This is a genomic window from Xanthomonas campestris pv. phormiicola (assembly GCA_025666215.1).
Classification (GTDB): Bacteria; Pseudomonadota; Gammaproteobacteria; order Xanthomonadales; family Xanthomonadaceae; genus Xanthomonas_A; species Xanthomonas_A campestris_A.
In genome coordinates, this window is record CP102593.1 from 1 (window position 1) to 13,738 (window position 13,738).

Annotated in this window: 12 protein-coding genes; 11 read left to right on the plus strand and 1 reads right to left on the minus strand. The window is 66.6% G+C overall.

The genetic code is table 11. The annotated features are described in order from the left end of the window. From dnaA to NRY95_00055, 11 genes are all read left to right on the plus strand, one after another. Positions 1-1,341, plus strand: a complete 1,341-nt coding sequence (gene dnaA, locus NRY95_00005) for a chromosomal replication initiator protein DnaA (GenBank protein ID UYC16407.1) — start codon at positions 1-3, stop codon at positions 1,339-1,341. A 326-nt stretch (positions 1,342-1,667) separates the two neighbouring features. Continuing rightward, on the plus strand, positions 1,668-2,768 hold the full coding sequence (dnaN, locus tag NRY95_00010) for a DNA polymerase III subunit beta (GenBank protein UYC16408.1): 1,101 nt from the start codon (positions 1,668-1,670) through the stop codon (positions 2,766-2,768). Between the two features lie 360 nt (positions 2,769-3,128). Continuing rightward, positions 3,129-4,229: a DNA replication/repair protein RecF gene (recF, locus tag NRY95_00015; GenBank protein ID UYC16409.1), complete on the plus strand. Its 1,101-nt coding sequence runs from the start codon at positions 3,129-3,131 to the stop codon at positions 4,227-4,229. Positions 4,230-4,342: 113 nt separating this feature from the next. Next, positions 4,343-6,790 (plus strand): DNA topoisomerase (ATP-hydrolyzing) subunit B, encoded by a 2,448-nt coding sequence (gene gyrB, locus NRY95_00020; protein ID UYC16410.1) that lies wholly within the window; start codon positions 4,343-4,345, stop codon positions 6,788-6,790. Positions 6,791-6,866: 76 nt separating this feature from the next. Next, complete coding sequence (locus NRY95_00025; GenBank protein UYC16411.1) at positions 6,867-7,718, plus strand: CPBP family intramembrane metalloprotease; 852 nt, start codon at positions 6,867-6,869, stop codon at positions 7,716-7,718. Positions 7,719-7,785: 67 nt separating this feature from the next. After that, positions 7,786-8,592, plus strand: a complete 807-nt coding sequence (locus NRY95_00030) for a M48 family metallopeptidase (GenBank protein ID UYC16412.1) — start codon at positions 7,786-7,788, stop codon at positions 8,590-8,592. 157 nt (positions 8,593-8,749) lie between these two features. Further along, positions 8,750-9,943 carry a tetratricopeptide repeat protein gene (locus tag NRY95_00035; protein ID UYC16413.1) on the plus strand — a complete coding sequence of 398 codons (1,194 nt, stop codon included), beginning with the start codon at positions 8,750-8,752 and terminating at the stop codon, positions 9,941-9,943. Between the two features lie 151 nt (positions 9,944-10,094). Then, positions 10,095-10,769: an energy transducer TonB gene (locus NRY95_00040; protein ID UYC16414.1), complete on the plus strand. Its 675-nt coding sequence runs from the start codon at positions 10,095-10,097 to the stop codon at positions 10,767-10,769. Between the two features lie 93 nt (positions 10,770-10,862). After that, complete coding sequence (gene exbB, locus NRY95_00045; GenBank protein UYC16415.1) at positions 10,863-11,627, plus strand: TonB-system energizer ExbB; 765 nt, start codon at positions 10,863-10,865, stop codon at positions 11,625-11,627. A gap of 42 nt (positions 11,628-11,669) precedes the next feature. Further along, positions 11,670-12,095, plus strand: a complete 426-nt coding sequence (locus NRY95_00050; protein UYC16416.1) for a biopolymer transporter ExbD — start codon at positions 11,670-11,672, stop codon at positions 12,093-12,095. A 3-nt stretch (positions 12,096-12,098) separates the two neighbouring features. Beyond that, positions 12,099-12,512, plus strand: coding sequence for a biopolymer transporter ExbD (locus NRY95_00055; GenBank protein UYC16417.1), 414 nt, complete (start codon positions 12,099-12,101; stop codon positions 12,510-12,512). A 464-nt stretch (positions 12,513-12,976) separates the two neighbouring features. Here NRY95_00055 and NRY95_00060 read toward each other — a convergent pair whose 3' ends face one another. Beyond that, entirely contained in the window at positions 12,977-13,729 is a 753-nt protein-coding gene (locus tag NRY95_00060) for a pyridoxine 5'-phosphate synthase (protein ID UYC16418.1), read from the minus strand. Between the last annotated feature and the right edge of the window lie 9 nt (positions 13,730-13,738).

Sequence of the window (13,738 nt, forward strand, 5' to 3'; positions counted from 1 at the left end):
ATGGATGCTTGGCCCCGTTGCCTGGAACGCCTGGAAGCTGAATTTCCAGCCGAGGACGTTCACACCTGGTTGAAACCGCTGCAAGCCGAACAGCGCCATGACAACAGCATGGTCCTGTACGCCCCCAACGCCTTCATCGTCGAACAGGTGCGCGAGCGCTACCTGGCGCGGATCCGCGAGCTGATGACCTATTTCGCCGGCAGCGGCGAAGTGGCGTTGCAGGTCGGCTCGCGACCGCGCGCGCCGGAGCCGGTGGCCGCGGTCGCCAGCGATGCGGCCGCCGCGCGCACGCCGCCGGCGCCGCTGCTGGAGCCGTTCGCCGGCAACCTCGACTCGCACTACACCTTCGCCAACTTCGTCGAAGGCCGCAGCAACCAGCTCGGCCTGGCCGCAGCGGTGCAGGCGGCGCAGAAGCCGGGCGACCGCGCGCACAACCCGCTGCTGCTGTATGGCGGCACCGGCCTGGGCAAGACCCACCTGATGTTCGCCGCCGGCAACGCGATGCGCGAGCAGAACCCCAACGCGCGGGTCATGTACCTGCGCTCGGAACAGTTCTTCAGCGCGATGATCCGCGCGCTGCAGGACAAGACCATGGACCAGTTCAAGCGCCAGTTCCAGCAGGTGGACGCGCTGCTGATCGACGACATCCAGTTCTTCGCCGGCAAGGACCGCACCCAGGAAGAGTTCTTCCACACCTTCAACGCGCTGTTCGACGGCCGCCAGCAGATCATCCTGACCTGCGACCGCTACCCGCGCGAGGTGGAAGGCCTGGAGCCGCGGCTGAAATCGCGCCTGGCCTGGGGCCTGTCGGTGGCGATCGACCCGCCCGACTTCGAGACCCGCGCGGCGATCGTGCTGGCCAAGGCGCGCGAGCGCGGCGCCGAGATCCCCGACGACGTGGCGTTCCTGATCGCCAAGAAGATGCGCTCCAACGTGCGCGACCTGGAAGGCGCGCTCAACACGCTGGCCGCCCGCGCCAACTTCACCGGCCGCGCGATCACCACCGAGTTCGCCCAGGAAACGCTGCGCGACCTGTTGCGCGCGCAGCAGCAGGCGATCGGCATCCCCAACATCCAGAAGACTGTGGCCGACTACTACGGCCTGCAGATGAAGGACCTGCTGTCCAAGCGCCGCACACGCTCGCTGGCGCGGCCGCGGCAGGTAGCGATGGCGCTGACCAAGGAACTGACCGAACACAGCCTGCCGGAGATCGGCGATGCGTTCGCCGGGCGCGACCACACCACCGTGCTGCACGCCTGCCGCCAGATCAAGCACCTGATGGAAGCCGACGGCAAGCTGCGCGAGGACTGGGACAAGTTGATCCGCAAGTTGAGCGAGTAGCCGCGCCGCGCAGGCGCCCGGAAACGCGCGCAGCCGGATGCGCGCGCGCCCTGCGCCAGCGGCTGCCGGCGGCGCTTGATAAATCGGTGCATGACTTCGCGACAAATCCGGTAGAAACTGTGGATAAAGTGCAGCGCGGCGGCGCCGACAAAACTATCCACAGGTTTCCCCACCCCTTCAGGGGCAGTAATACCCGGGATTGCAGGGGCGAAAAACCTTTGCATTCCAGATAGTTAAGCTACCTTTGCACCGAAAATCGCTCTACCATCACCACCAAGCTTTTGATTTATTCCATATCTTTTTAAAGCATAGGGGCACGGAACCACATGCGTTTCACACTGCAACGCGAAGCCTTCCTCAAGCCATTGGCGCAAGTCGTCAATGTGGTCGAACGCCGCCAGACCTTGCCGGTTCTGGCCAACTTCCTGGTGCAGGTGCACGACGGGCAACTGTCGCTGACCGGTACCGACCTGGAAGTGGAAATGGTGTCGCGGATCGCGGTCGACGACGCCCAGGACGGCGAAACCACCATCCCGGCGCGCAAGCTGTTCGAGATCATTCGGGCGCTGCCCGACGGCAGCAAGATCACCGTGTCGCAGACCGGCGACAAGATCACCGTGCAGGCCGGGCGTAGCCGCTTCACCCTGGCGACATTGCCGGCCAACGATTTCCCGTCGGTCGACGAAGTGGAAGCCACCGAACGCGTGCTGGTGCCGGAAGCGGCGCTGAAGGAGCTGATCGAGCGCACCGCCTTCGCGATGGCGCAGCAGGACGTGCGCTATTACCTCAACGGCCTGCTGTTCGACCTGCGCGACCAGACGCTGCGCTGCGTGGCCACCGACGGCCACCGCCTGGCGCTGTGCGAGACCGAGCTGGAGAACGCCGGCGGCGCCAAGCGCCAGATCATCGTGCCGCGCAAGGGCGTGACCGAGCTGCAGCGCCTGCTGGAAGGCGGCGATCGCGAAGTCGAGCTGGAAGTGGGCCGCAGCCACGTGCGGGTCAAGCGCGACGATGTCACCTTCACCTCGAAGCTGATCGACGGCCGTTTCCCCGATTACGAAGCGGTGATCCCGATCGGCGCCGACCGCGAGGTCAAGCTGGATCGCGAGGCCCTGCGCGCGGCGTTGCAGCGTGCGGCGATCCTGTCCAACGAGAAATACCGCGGCGTGCGCGTGGAAGTCTCGCCGGGCCAGCTGAAGATCAGCGCGCACAACCCCGAGCAGGAAGAAGCGCAGGAAGAGATCGAGGCCGACACCAAGGTCAGCGACCTGGCGATCGGCTTCAACGTGAACTACCTGCTCGACGCGCTGTCGGCGTTGCGCGAGGAATTCATCGTGATCCAGCTGCGCGACGCCAACTCCTCGGCCTTGGTGCGCGAGGCCAGCAGCGCCCGTTCGCGCCACGTGGTGATGCCGCTGCGTCTGTGACCTGCGCAGAGCGCTCGTGTTCCACGTGGAACACAACAAGAAACCCGGCCTCGCGTCGGGTTTTCTTTTGCCCGGGTGAGCCGGCGCTCTTGACGCCCTGACCTGCTCCCTGTGGGAGCGACTTCAGTCGCGACGGGGCCTTACCGTTGCCGATTGATGTCTCCAGGAACACGCCTTTGGGCGCGAATGGCCTCGCAAGACCAGCCATTCCCCAGGCTCGGCGACCGCATCGAACCAAACCCCGATCGCCAGGCGTCGCCCGCGACAGGACGTTCGCGACAGCTTTGGGTATGCTGCCGCCCTCCCCTGATGAGCCGACCCGCGTGCGCCCGGTGCGAGCGCCTCGCCCCGATTCCGCGCATGCACGTCTCCCGCCTCGATCTGCATCACTTGCGCCGCTTCGCCGCGCTGGAGCTGGCGCCTGCGCCCGGCCTGAACCTGATCACCGGCGACAACGGCGCCGGCAAGACCACGATCCTCGAGGCCATGCACCTGATGGCCTACGGCCGCAGTTTCCGCGGGCGGGTCCGCGACGGCCTGGTCAGCCAGGGCCAGGAGGCGCTCGACGTATTCGTCGAATGGCAGGAGCGCGGCGCGGAGCCATCGCAGCCACGCCGCCGCCGTGCCGGGCTGCGCCACAGCGGCCAGGACTGGCGTGGCCGGCTCGATGGCGAAGACGTGGCCTACCTGGGCACGCTGTGCGCCGCGCTGGCGGTGGTCACCTTCGAGCCGGGCAGCCATGTGCTGGTCAGCGGCGGCGGCGAACCGCGCCGTCGCTTCGTCGATTGGGGTTTGTTCCACGTGGAACCAGACTTCCTGGCGTTGTGGCGCCGCTATGCACGGGCGCTCAAGCAGCGCAACGCCCTGCTCAAGAGCGGTGGCGGCGGTGCGGCCCTGGATGCCTGGGACCACGAACTGGCGGAGGCCGGCGAGCCATTGACCTCGCGCCGCGAGCACTACCTGGAGCGCCTGCTGCAGCGCCTGCTGGCGCTGGGGCCGGAACTGGCGCCGGCGCTGGGCATCCAGCACCTGCAGTTCGCCCCTGGCTGGCGCCGCCACGAGGTCCCGCTGGCCGATGCGCTGCTGCTCAACCGCGAGCGCGACCGCCAGTACGGCTATACCTCGGTCGGACCGCACCGCGCCGACTGGAGCCTGGAGTTCGCCGCCATCCCCGGCCGCGAGGCGCTGTCGCGCGGCCAGGCCAAGCTCACCGCGCTGGCCTGCCTGCTGGCCCAGGCCGAGGACTATGCCGAACAGCGCGGCGAGTGGCCGGTGATCGCGCTGGACGACCTGGCCTCGGAGCTGGACCAGCATCACCAGCGGCGCGTGCTGCAGCGGCTGCAGGCCGGACCAGCGCAGGTGTTCGTCACCGCGACCGAGACCCCGCAGGCGCTGGCCGATATCGCGTTGCCGATAGCGCGGTTCCACGTGGAACATGGTCAGGCCCTGGCCCGGTCCTAGCCGCCGCGGGGCTGGCGGGCCGGGGCTGCTATAATTCGCTGCAATCCCCTATCCATCGGCGCGACCGGGCTCCTGCCCGCCGTCGTCCGACTCGTGGAGCCTACGGCAAGCGCATGACCGAAGAACAGAATCCGCCAACCTCGCCCGCCAACACCACCTACGATTCCAGCAAGATCACCGTGCTGCGTGGGCTGGAAGCGGTCCGCAAGCGTCCCGGCATGTACATCGGCGACGTGCACGACGGCACCGGCCTGCACCACATGGTGTTCGAGGTGGTCGACAACTCCATCGACGAAGCGCTGGCCGGCCATGCCGACAACGTGCTGGTCAAGATCATGGTGGACGGCTCGGTGCAGGTGTCCGACAACGGGCGCGGCATTCCGGTCGACATCCACAAGGAAGAAGGCGTCTCCGCGGCCGAGGTGATCCTCACCGTGCTGCACGCCGGCGGCAAGTTCGACGACAACAGCTACAAGGTGTCCGGCGGCCTGCACGGCGTCGGCGTGTCGGTGGTCAACGCCCTGTCCGAGCACCTGTGGCTGGACGTGTGGCGCGATGGCCACCACTACCAGCAGGAATACAAGCTGGGCGAGCCGCAGTATCCGCTCAAGCAGCTCGAGCCTTCCGACAAGCGCGGCACCACGCTGCGCTTCAAGCCGGCGGTGGAGATCTTCAGCGACGTCGAATTCCACTACGACATCCTGGCGCGGCGCCTGCGCGAGCTGTCCTTCCTCAACTCCGGGGTCAAGATCACCCTGCAGGACGAGCGCGGCGAAGGCCGCCAGGACGTGTTCGAGTACGAAGGCGGCATCCGCAGCTTCGTCGAGCACCTGGCGCAGCTGAAGACCCCGCTGCACCCGAACGTGATCTCGGTGACCGGCGAGCACAACGGCATCGTGGTGGACGTGGCCCTGCAGTGGACCGACGCCTACCAGGAAACGATGTTCTGCTTCACCAACAACATCCCGCAGAAGGACGGCGGCACCCACCTGGCCGGCTTCCGCGCCGCGCTGACCCGCACCCTGACCAATTACATCGAACAGAACGGCATCGCCAAGCAGGCCAAGATCACCCTGTCCGGCGACGACATGCGCGAAGGCATGATCGCGGTGCTGTCGGTCAAGGTGCCGGACCCGAGCTTTTCGTCGCAGACCAAGGAGAAATTGGTCAGTTCCGAGGTCAAGCCCGCCGTTGAGAACACGTTCGGTGCCCGTTTGCAGGAATTCCTGCAGGAAAACCCCAACGAGGCCAAGGCCATCGCCGGCAAGATCGTCGATGCCGCGCGCGCCCGCGAGGCCGCGCGCAAGGCGCGCGACCTGACCCGCCGCAAGGGCGCGCTGGACATCGCCGGCCTGCCCGGCAAGCTGGCCGACTGCCAGGAGAAGGATCCGGCGCTGTCGGAGCTGTTCATCGTCGAGGGCGACTCGGCAGGCGGCTCGGCCAAGCAGGGCCGCAACCGCAAGAACCAGGCGGTGCTGCCGCTGCGCGGCAAGATCCTCAACGTGGAACGTGCGCGCTTCGACCGCATGCTCGCTTCCGACCAGGTCGGCACGCTGATCACCGCGCTGGGCACCGGCATCGGCCGCGACGAGTACAACCCGGACAAGCTGCGCTACCACCGCATCATCATCATGACCGACGCCGACGTCGACGGCGCGCACATCCGCACCCTGCTGCTGACGTTCTTCTACCGGCAGATGCCGGAGCTGATCGAGCGCGGCTACATCTACATCGGCCTGCCGCCGCTGTACCGGCTCAAGCAGGGCAAGCAGGAGCTGTACCTGAAGGACGACAACGCGCTCAACGCCTACCTGGCCAACAGCGCGGTCGAGGGTGCGGCGCTGATCCCGGCCAGCGACGAGCCGCCGATCACCGGCAGCGCGCTGGAGAAGCTGCTGCTGCTGTTCGCCAGCGCCAACGACGCAGTGGCGCGCAATGCGCACCGCTACGATCCGGCGCTGCTGACCGCGCTGATCGACCTGCCGCCGCTGGACGTGGCGCAGCTCGAGGCCGAGGGCGAGCAGCATCCGACCCTGGACGCGCTGCAGGCCGTGCTCAACCGCGGCAGCCTGGGCACCGCCCGCTATCAGCTGCGCTTCGAGCCGGGCACCGAACAGCGTCCGCCGACCCTGATCTCGGTACGCCGCCACATGGGCGAAGAGCTGACCCAGGTGCTGCCGATGGCGGTGTTCGAGAGCGGCGAACTGCGCCCGCTGCGCGACGTCGCGCTGGCGTTGAACGGACTGGTCCGCACCGGCGCGCAGATCGTGCGCGGCAACAAGACCCAGTCGGTCAACAGCTTCGCCCAGGCCCATGCCTGGTTGTTCGACGAAGCCAAGAAGGGCCGCCAGATCCAGCGCTTCAAGGGTCTGGGCGAAATGAACGCCGAGCAGCTGTGGGAAACCACGGTGAACCCGGATTCGCGCCGCCTGCTGCAGGTGCGGATCGAAGACGCGGTGGCCGCCGACCAGATCTTCAGCACCTTGATGGGCGACGTGGTCGAGCCGCGCCGCGATTTCATCGAGGAAAACGCGCTGAAGGTCGCCAACCTCGACATCTGACGCGGCAGCGCCGCCCCGGCCCGCGCCGGGGCCGGCATCGTTGCGCTCCCCTAGCCTGCTCTCGCCCAGGAACGCGATGACCTCGCTGCCGTCGCCTACGCCCGCCCCGCCCCCGTTCACCGATTCCGCGCCGCCGTCCGGCTGGTGCAAGCCGGTGCTCGGCTTCGTCCTCGACGTGCTGCTCGCCGCGGTCGTGCTGCTGGCCGTCAGCGTGCTGTCCGGCCTGGTGTGGGGCGTGGTGCGCGGCTTCCAGGTCACCATGGAACTGCGTGCGCAGGGCATTCCCGCCGATCGGCTCGCCAGCACCGTCGCGTCCCATCTCGGCCAGCCGGGGGCGCTGGCGCAGCTGCTGATCGCCCTGGTCAGCACTCTGTCCGCGGCCTTGCTGCTGTACTTCCTGCGCCGTCCGGCCAGCGCGGCCGAGCGCCGCGCCTCGTGGCAGGCCGCGCGCGTGCCTTCGACCTGGGGCTGGGTGCTGCTGGTCGCGGTGGCGGTGTTCGTGGGCAGCAGCGTGCTGTCCAACCTCGGCGCGCAGCTGGGGATCAAGCCGGTGCCGACCAACCTGCCGCTGATGCGCGACGCGATGACGCAGATGCCGCTGTTCCTGGTCGTGTTCGCGGTGCTGATCGCGCCGGCCTACGAGGAACTGCTGTTCCGCCGCGTGCTGTTCGGGCGCCTGTGGGATGCCGGGCGGCCGCGGCTGGGCATGGCGCTCAGCGGCGCCGCATTCGCACTGGTGCACGAATTGCCCGGCACCACCGGCAATGGCGTGGCCGAGACCCTGCAGCTGTGGCTGGTCTACGGCAGCATGGGCGCCGCGTTCGCATGGCTGTACAAGCGCACCGGCACGTTGTGGGCGCCGATCGCCGCGCACGGGCTGAACAATGCCGTGGCGGTCGCGGCTTTGTACTGGTTTGGCACAACTTGAAGATTTGTTTGACGAAAAGTTAAGACATGTGCCACCACACTGCGATGCGTGTCATAGGGGGACCCGTATGAAGAGTGTTGTACTGGGGGCATCGATCGCGGTGCTGCTGGCAGCGTGCGCGACGACCACATCGCCGACCGGGCGCACCCAGGTCGTGGGCGGCGTGTCGCAGCAGGAGCTGGATCAACTGGGTTTGAAGGCCTTCGCCGAGACCAAGGCCAAGGAACCGGTCGACAAGGACCCGAAGCGCAATGCCTATGTACGCTGCGTGGTCGATGCCCTGGTCGCGCAGTTGCCGGCGCAGTGGCGCGGCACCGCCTGGGAAACCGCCCTGTTCGACGACAAGGAACCCAACGCGTTCGCGCTGCCCGGCGGCAAGGTCGGCGTCAACAGCGGCATCTTCACCGTGGCCAAGAACCAGGATCAGCTGGCGGCGGTGCTCGGCCATGAGATCGGCCACGTGATCTCGCGTCACCACGAAGAACGCATCACCCGCCAGATGGGCACCCAGACCGGCCTCAGCGTGCTCGGAGCGCTGGCCGGCGCGCGCTACGGCAGCGCCGCGGCCGACACGGTGGGCCAGGTCGGCGGCATGACCGCGCAGGCCGCCTTCCTGCTGCCGGGTTCGCGCATCCAGGAGAGCGAGGCCGACGTGGTCGGCCAGCGGCTGATGGCGCAGGCCGGGTTCGACCCGGCGCAGGCGGTGGATCTGTGGAAGAACATGATGGCCGCCGGCGGCCAGCGCCCGCCGCAATGGTTGTCCACCCACCCCGATCCCAGTGCCCGCATCGGCGAACTGCAACGCGATGTCGCTACGCTTGAGCCCGTGTATGCGCAGGCGCGCAGTGCCGGGCGTACGCCGAAGTGCGGTTGAGCGCATCGGCGCCGCCGTGCATGCGCGTGAGCTGTGCACGGCAATGCGTCCTAAAAACGTTTTCACCGCGTACAGGTTTCTGTTAGTTTTGCTGGCTCGGCCCTGGATGGCCGCTCCGTCTTCCGTGCCGCTCAGGGCGGTTCCACCGAGGTGATCCATGAAATTCAGTATTCGCAAGCAAGCGCTGTTGTCCCTGGTGATCGCTGCTGCCCTCGGCGGCGCGGTGGTGACCGATGCTGTCGCGCAGTCCGATCGCTCCGAGCAGCGCTCCTCGCGCAAGTCCAAGAACGAAAAGGCCGCGGTGATGTTCCCCAACGCCACCCGCCAGGAGCCGACCGGCAAGCCGTCGGCCAAGCTCGGCAGCAAGCTGCAGAAGCTGATCGACACCTACAACAAGGGCGAGGACTACGCCGGCGTGCGTAGCCAGGCCGACGAGATCCTGGCCAATACCGCGGCCAACGAATACGACAAGTCGATCGCCGCGCAGCTGGCCGCGCAGGCCGCCTACAACCTGGACGACAGCAAGGCCGCCAAGCAGTACCTGCAGCAGGCGATCCAGTTCAACGGCCTGGACAACAACGGCCACTTCCAGTCGATGCTGATGCTGGCGCAGCTGCAGTTGCAGGACGACGAGACCGCCGCCGGCCTGGCCTCGCTGGACAAGTTCCTGGCCGAATCCAAGTCGACCCGTCCGGAAGACCTGATCCTCAAGGGCCAGGCGCTGTACCAGACCGAGCGCTACCAGGAGGCCATCCCGGTGCTGCAGCAGGCCATCGCCGCCTCGCCGCAGCCCAAGGACAGCTGGAACCAGCTGCTGATGGCGTCCTATGCCGCCGCCGGCCAGACCGGCGAAGCGGTCAAGGCCGCCGAGGCGCTGGCGGCGAAGACGCCGAACGACAAGAAGGCCCAGCTCAACCTGGCCAGCATGTACATGCAGGCCGACCAGATGGACAAGGCCGCCGCGGTGATGGACAAGCTGCGTGCGGCCGGGCAGTTGACCGACGAGAAGGAGTACAAGCAGCTGTACTCGATCTACGCCAACACCGACAAGAAGGAAAAGGACGTCATCTCGGTCATCAACGAAGGCCTGCAGAAGGGCATCCTCAAGCCCGACTACCAGACCTATCTGGCGCTGGCGCAGTCGTACTACTACACCGACCAGGTGCCGCAGGCGATCGAGAACTGGCAGAAGGCCGCGCCGTTGTCCAAGGACGGCGAAACCTATCTGAACCTGGCCAAGGTGCTGCACCAGGAAGGCCGCACCGCGGAAGCCAAGCAGGCCGCGCAGCAGGCGCTCGCCAAGGGCGTCAAGAAGCCGGAAGACGCCAAGAAGATCATCAATCTGAAGTAAAAAGCAAAAAAAGCCCCCGAAAACCAGTGCTTAAAGTAGTGCAGGTCGCAGGGATTGGTATAAGCTTGGAGGTTCCTGCGGTGTCAAGCCGCGTGAACTGGGATTCAGATTCTTCGCGAATCCCGGCCCCCCTAAATCGAGTCATTGGCGCATGACGGAACAATTGGTCATCAATCGGCATTACGACAGAGATGAAGCTTCCGGCCTCAGCTGGCCGCGCATCATCGGTATTGCCTTCGTAATCGCGCTGCATCTGGCAGCGCTGATGTTGTTGCTGATTCCAGCCGTTGCGCCGAAGGCGGCAGCGGAGAAGGAACGCAACATCGTCGTCACCCTGGTCGACGCCCCGCCGCCGCCGCCCCCCCCGCCGCCGCCGCCGCCGAAGCCGCCGGAGACGCCGCCGCCGCCGGTCAAGAACCTGGCGCCGCCGAAGCCGACCCCGTTGCCGCCGCCGCCGGAAGCCCCGGTGATCGACGTGCCGACGCCGCGCGAAACAGACATCGCCACGCCGCCGTCGCCGCCTGCGCCGCCTGCCGCCGCGACCGACATCGGCGCCAGCGTCGATATTTCGTCGAAGAACATGAACCCGCCGAAGTACCCGCCGTCCGCATTCCGGTCGGGCGCGGAAGGCGAGGTGATCCTGATCATCGACGTCGATGCAAACGGTAACGTCACCAACGTCGCCGTCGAGAAATCCAGCCGCAATCGCGATCTGGACCGCGCCGCCATGGAAGCAGCGCGCAAGTGGCGGTTCAATTCCGCTGTCGTCAATGGACAGAAGACCGCCGGCCGCGTCCGCGTACCGGTCAACTTCGCGCTGAACTGATACAAAGGCAGCAGGCCGGCGCACCCGCCGGTCTGCAGGCCCTGTCTACTCTTTGCACCACCCTCATCACCACACACAACAAAGGTAAGCGTCATGCTGCAGGAAATTTTCATCGCCGCTGCTGCGGGGGGCAACAACGCATCGAACGCCCTGTCGCAGATGGGCTTCGAGCACCTGATCACCGAGATGACCTCCAAGCCGGGTGACTTCGCCGTCTCCTGGGTGGTGCTCATCACCCTCATCATCATGTCGGCGTCGTCCTGGTACTGGACCGTCATCAACATCTTCCGCGCCACCCGTCTGAAGGGCCAGGCCGACCGCGTCACCAGCCTGTTCTGGGATACGCCGAACGCGCAGGACGCCATCCGTGCGATGGAAGAGCAGCCGGCCAGCGAGCCGTTCTCGAAGATCGCGCTCGACGCCGCACAGGCCGCTGCGCACCACCAGCGCGCCGAAGCCGGTGCCGGCACCGGCCTGGGCGAGACCCTGAGCCGTTCGGAGTTCGTCGACCGCGCCCTGCGTCAGGCCGTGACCCGCGAAAGCACCAAGCTGCAGTCGGGCATGACCCTGCTGGCCACCGTCGGTGCGACCGCGCCGTTCGTCGGTCTGCTCGGTACGGTGTGGGGCATCTACGGCGCGCTGATCAAGATCGGTGCCACCGGCTCCGCCTCGATCGACGCCGTTGCCGGCCCGGTGGGTGAAGCGCTGATCATGACCGCGATCGGTCTGTTCGTCGCGATCCCGGCCGTGTTCGCGTTCAACTTCTTCAGCAAGGTCAACAGCTCGACGATCGCCAAGTTCGATACGTTCGCCCACGACCTGCATGACTTCTTCGCCACTGGTTCGCGCGTTCGCTGATCCGCGGTCGAGTCGTCCACGCAACGATTAACGGAGCCCGTTATGGCTTTCAGTAGTGGTAACAGCGGCGGCCCCATGGCCGACATCAACGTCACGCCCCTCGTGGACGTGATGCTGGTGCTGCTGATCATCTTCATCATCACGGCACCGCTGATGTCCCACAAGGTCAAGGTGGAGCTGCCCCAAGCCAACCTGAAGCAGGATCCGGACAAGGACGAAAAACGTTCCAATCCGATCACGCTGGCGGTCAAGGAAGACGGGTCGCTGTACTGGAACGACGAGCCGATTTCCAAGGAAGCCCTGGAATCGCGCTTCTCCACCGCTGCCCAGCAGACCCCGCAGCCGCCGCTCAACCTGCGTGGCGACCGCACGACCAAGATGCGTACGATCAACGAGATCACCAAGATCGCGCAGGGTCAGGGCATGCTGGACGTGGGTTTCGTTGCGACCAAAGAGAAGGGGAACTGAGCCATGGCATTCAGCTCAGGAGGCGGCCGTGGTCCCATGGCCGACATCAACGTCACGCCGCTGGTCGACGTGATGCTGGTGCTGTTGATCATCTTCATCGTGACCGCGCCGATCATGACCTACCCGATCGACGTGGACCTGCCGCAGCGAGTGATCAACCCGCCGCCGCAGTTGCGCGACCCGCCGCCGCCGATCGATCTGCGCATCGATGCGTCGAACCAGCTCTTCTGGAACAACAGCCCGGTGGCTGTGACGGCGCTTCCGCAGATGATGGAAAACGAAGTACAGCGCGATCCGACCAACCAGCCGGAACTGCGCATCGATGCCAATCCGGATTCCGAATACGAAGTGATGGCCAAGGTGCTGGCCGCCGCCAAGAATTCGGACATGAAAAAGATCGGCTTCGTGCAGCAATAAGCTCTGCCGCAACACCTCAGTCATGACGCGACTGCAACGCCACCGGCAACGGTGGCGTTTTTTTTGGGCGGCGTCGTGCAAACCGGCAGGAGATCGACGCCGGCATGCGACTGCTCGCAGGTCCGGCAATGCGCCGTCGGACCCATTGTGGGAGCGACTTCAGTCGCGACGGGCTTTATCGATAAGGCCCGTCGCGACTGAAGGGCACCTCTAATAACCCTAATTCCCCAAATTGCACGCTATGCGTATCAATGACTTGCGAGCGTTTTAGCCGAGCTTTTGGGGTTGTTAGAGGTGCCTGAAGTCGCTCCCACAGGTCGTAATTGGCATGGCGATTCGCAGCGGGGCGGCCCAGGCCATTGGCTCCGACGGCCTCGGGTTCGGTAGGTTCGGCCGTTGCCGATGGCCTGCTCTCCCCAGAGACTCCCCCACAAGCTCCCGTCTGTGCTCGAAACGCAGATGGGCTACCGCGCAGCAGCCAGGATCCCCAGATACGCCTTCACCGTGGCATCGAGCCCGGCGTACAGCGCCTCGCCGATCAGCGCGTGGCCGATCGACACCTCCAGCACCTGCGGCACCGCGGCCAGGAACACGCCAAGGTTGGCCTGGGCCAGGTCGTGGCCGGCATTGACGCCCAGCCCAGCGGCCTGCGCGCGGCGCGCGGCCTCGGCGAAGGCGGCCGGCGCTGCGGCGTCGCCGCGGTCGAACGCTTCCGCATACGGCCCGGTGTACAGCTCGACGCGGTCGGCGCCGAGTTCGGCGGCGCGTGCCAGGTCGGGGGTGTCGGCATCCACGAACAGGCTGACCCGGCAGCCCAGGGCTTTCAGCTCGGCGATCAGCGGACGCAGCCGTTCGCTGTCGCGAGCGAAGTCGAAGCCATGGTCGGAGGTCAGCTGGCCGTCGCCATCCGGGACCAGGGTGGCCTGCGCCGGGCGCACCTGCGCGCACAGCGGAATCAGCCCCGGATAGCCCGGCCGCGGCGGCGCGAACGGATTGCCTTCGATGTTGAATTCCACGCCGCGTGCACGGGTCAGCTCGGCCAGTGCCAGCACGTCCTCGGCGTGGATGTGGCGCCGGTCCGGGCGCGGGTGCACGGTGATGCCATGCGCGCCGGCGTCCAGGCAGGCGCGCGCCGCCTCTAGCACGCTCGGTAGTTCGCCGCCGCGCGAATTGCGCAGCACCGCGATCTTGTTGACGTTGACGCTGAGTCGGGTCATCGGCGGGCG

Excerpts from the sequence above, each read along its gene's own strand:
- dnaA (UYC16407.1), top strand. The coding sequence starts at position 1 with ATGGATGCTTGGCCCCGTTGCCTGGAACGCCTGGAAGCTGAATTTCCA.
- dnaN (UYC16408.1), top strand. The coding sequence starts at position 1,668 with ATGCGTTTCACACTGCAACGCGAAGCCTTCCTCAAGCCATTGGCGCAA.
- recF (UYC16409.1), top strand. The coding sequence starts at position 3,129 with ATGCACGTCTCCCGCCTCGATCTGCATCACTTGCGCCGCTTCGCCGCG.
- gyrB (UYC16410.1), top strand. The coding sequence starts at position 4,343 with ATGACCGAAGAACAGAATCCGCCAACCTCGCCCGCCAACACCACCTAC.
- NRY95_00025 (UYC16411.1), top strand. The coding sequence starts at position 6,867 with ATGACCTCGCTGCCGTCGCCTACGCCCGCCCCGCCCCCGTTCACCGAT.
- NRY95_00030 (UYC16412.1), top strand. The coding sequence starts at position 7,786 with ATGAAGAGTGTTGTACTGGGGGCATCGATCGCGGTGCTGCTGGCAGCG.
- NRY95_00035 (UYC16413.1), top strand. The coding sequence starts at position 8,750 with ATGAAATTCAGTATTCGCAAGCAAGCGCTGTTGTCCCTGGTGATCGCT.
- NRY95_00040 (UYC16414.1), top strand. The coding sequence starts at position 10,095 with ATGACGGAACAATTGGTCATCAATCGGCATTACGACAGAGATGAAGCT.
- exbB (UYC16415.1), top strand. The coding sequence starts at position 10,863 with ATGCTGCAGGAAATTTTCATCGCCGCTGCTGCGGGGGGCAACAACGCA.
- NRY95_00050 (UYC16416.1), top strand. The coding sequence starts at position 11,670 with ATGGCTTTCAGTAGTGGTAACAGCGGCGGCCCCATGGCCGACATCAAC.
- NRY95_00055 (UYC16417.1), top strand. The coding sequence starts at position 12,099 with ATGGCATTCAGCTCAGGAGGCGGCCGTGGTCCCATGGCCGACATCAAC.
- NRY95_00060 (UYC16418.1), bottom strand. The coding sequence starts at position 13,729 with ATGACCCGACTCAGCGTCAACGTCAACAAGATCGCGGTGCTGCGCAAT.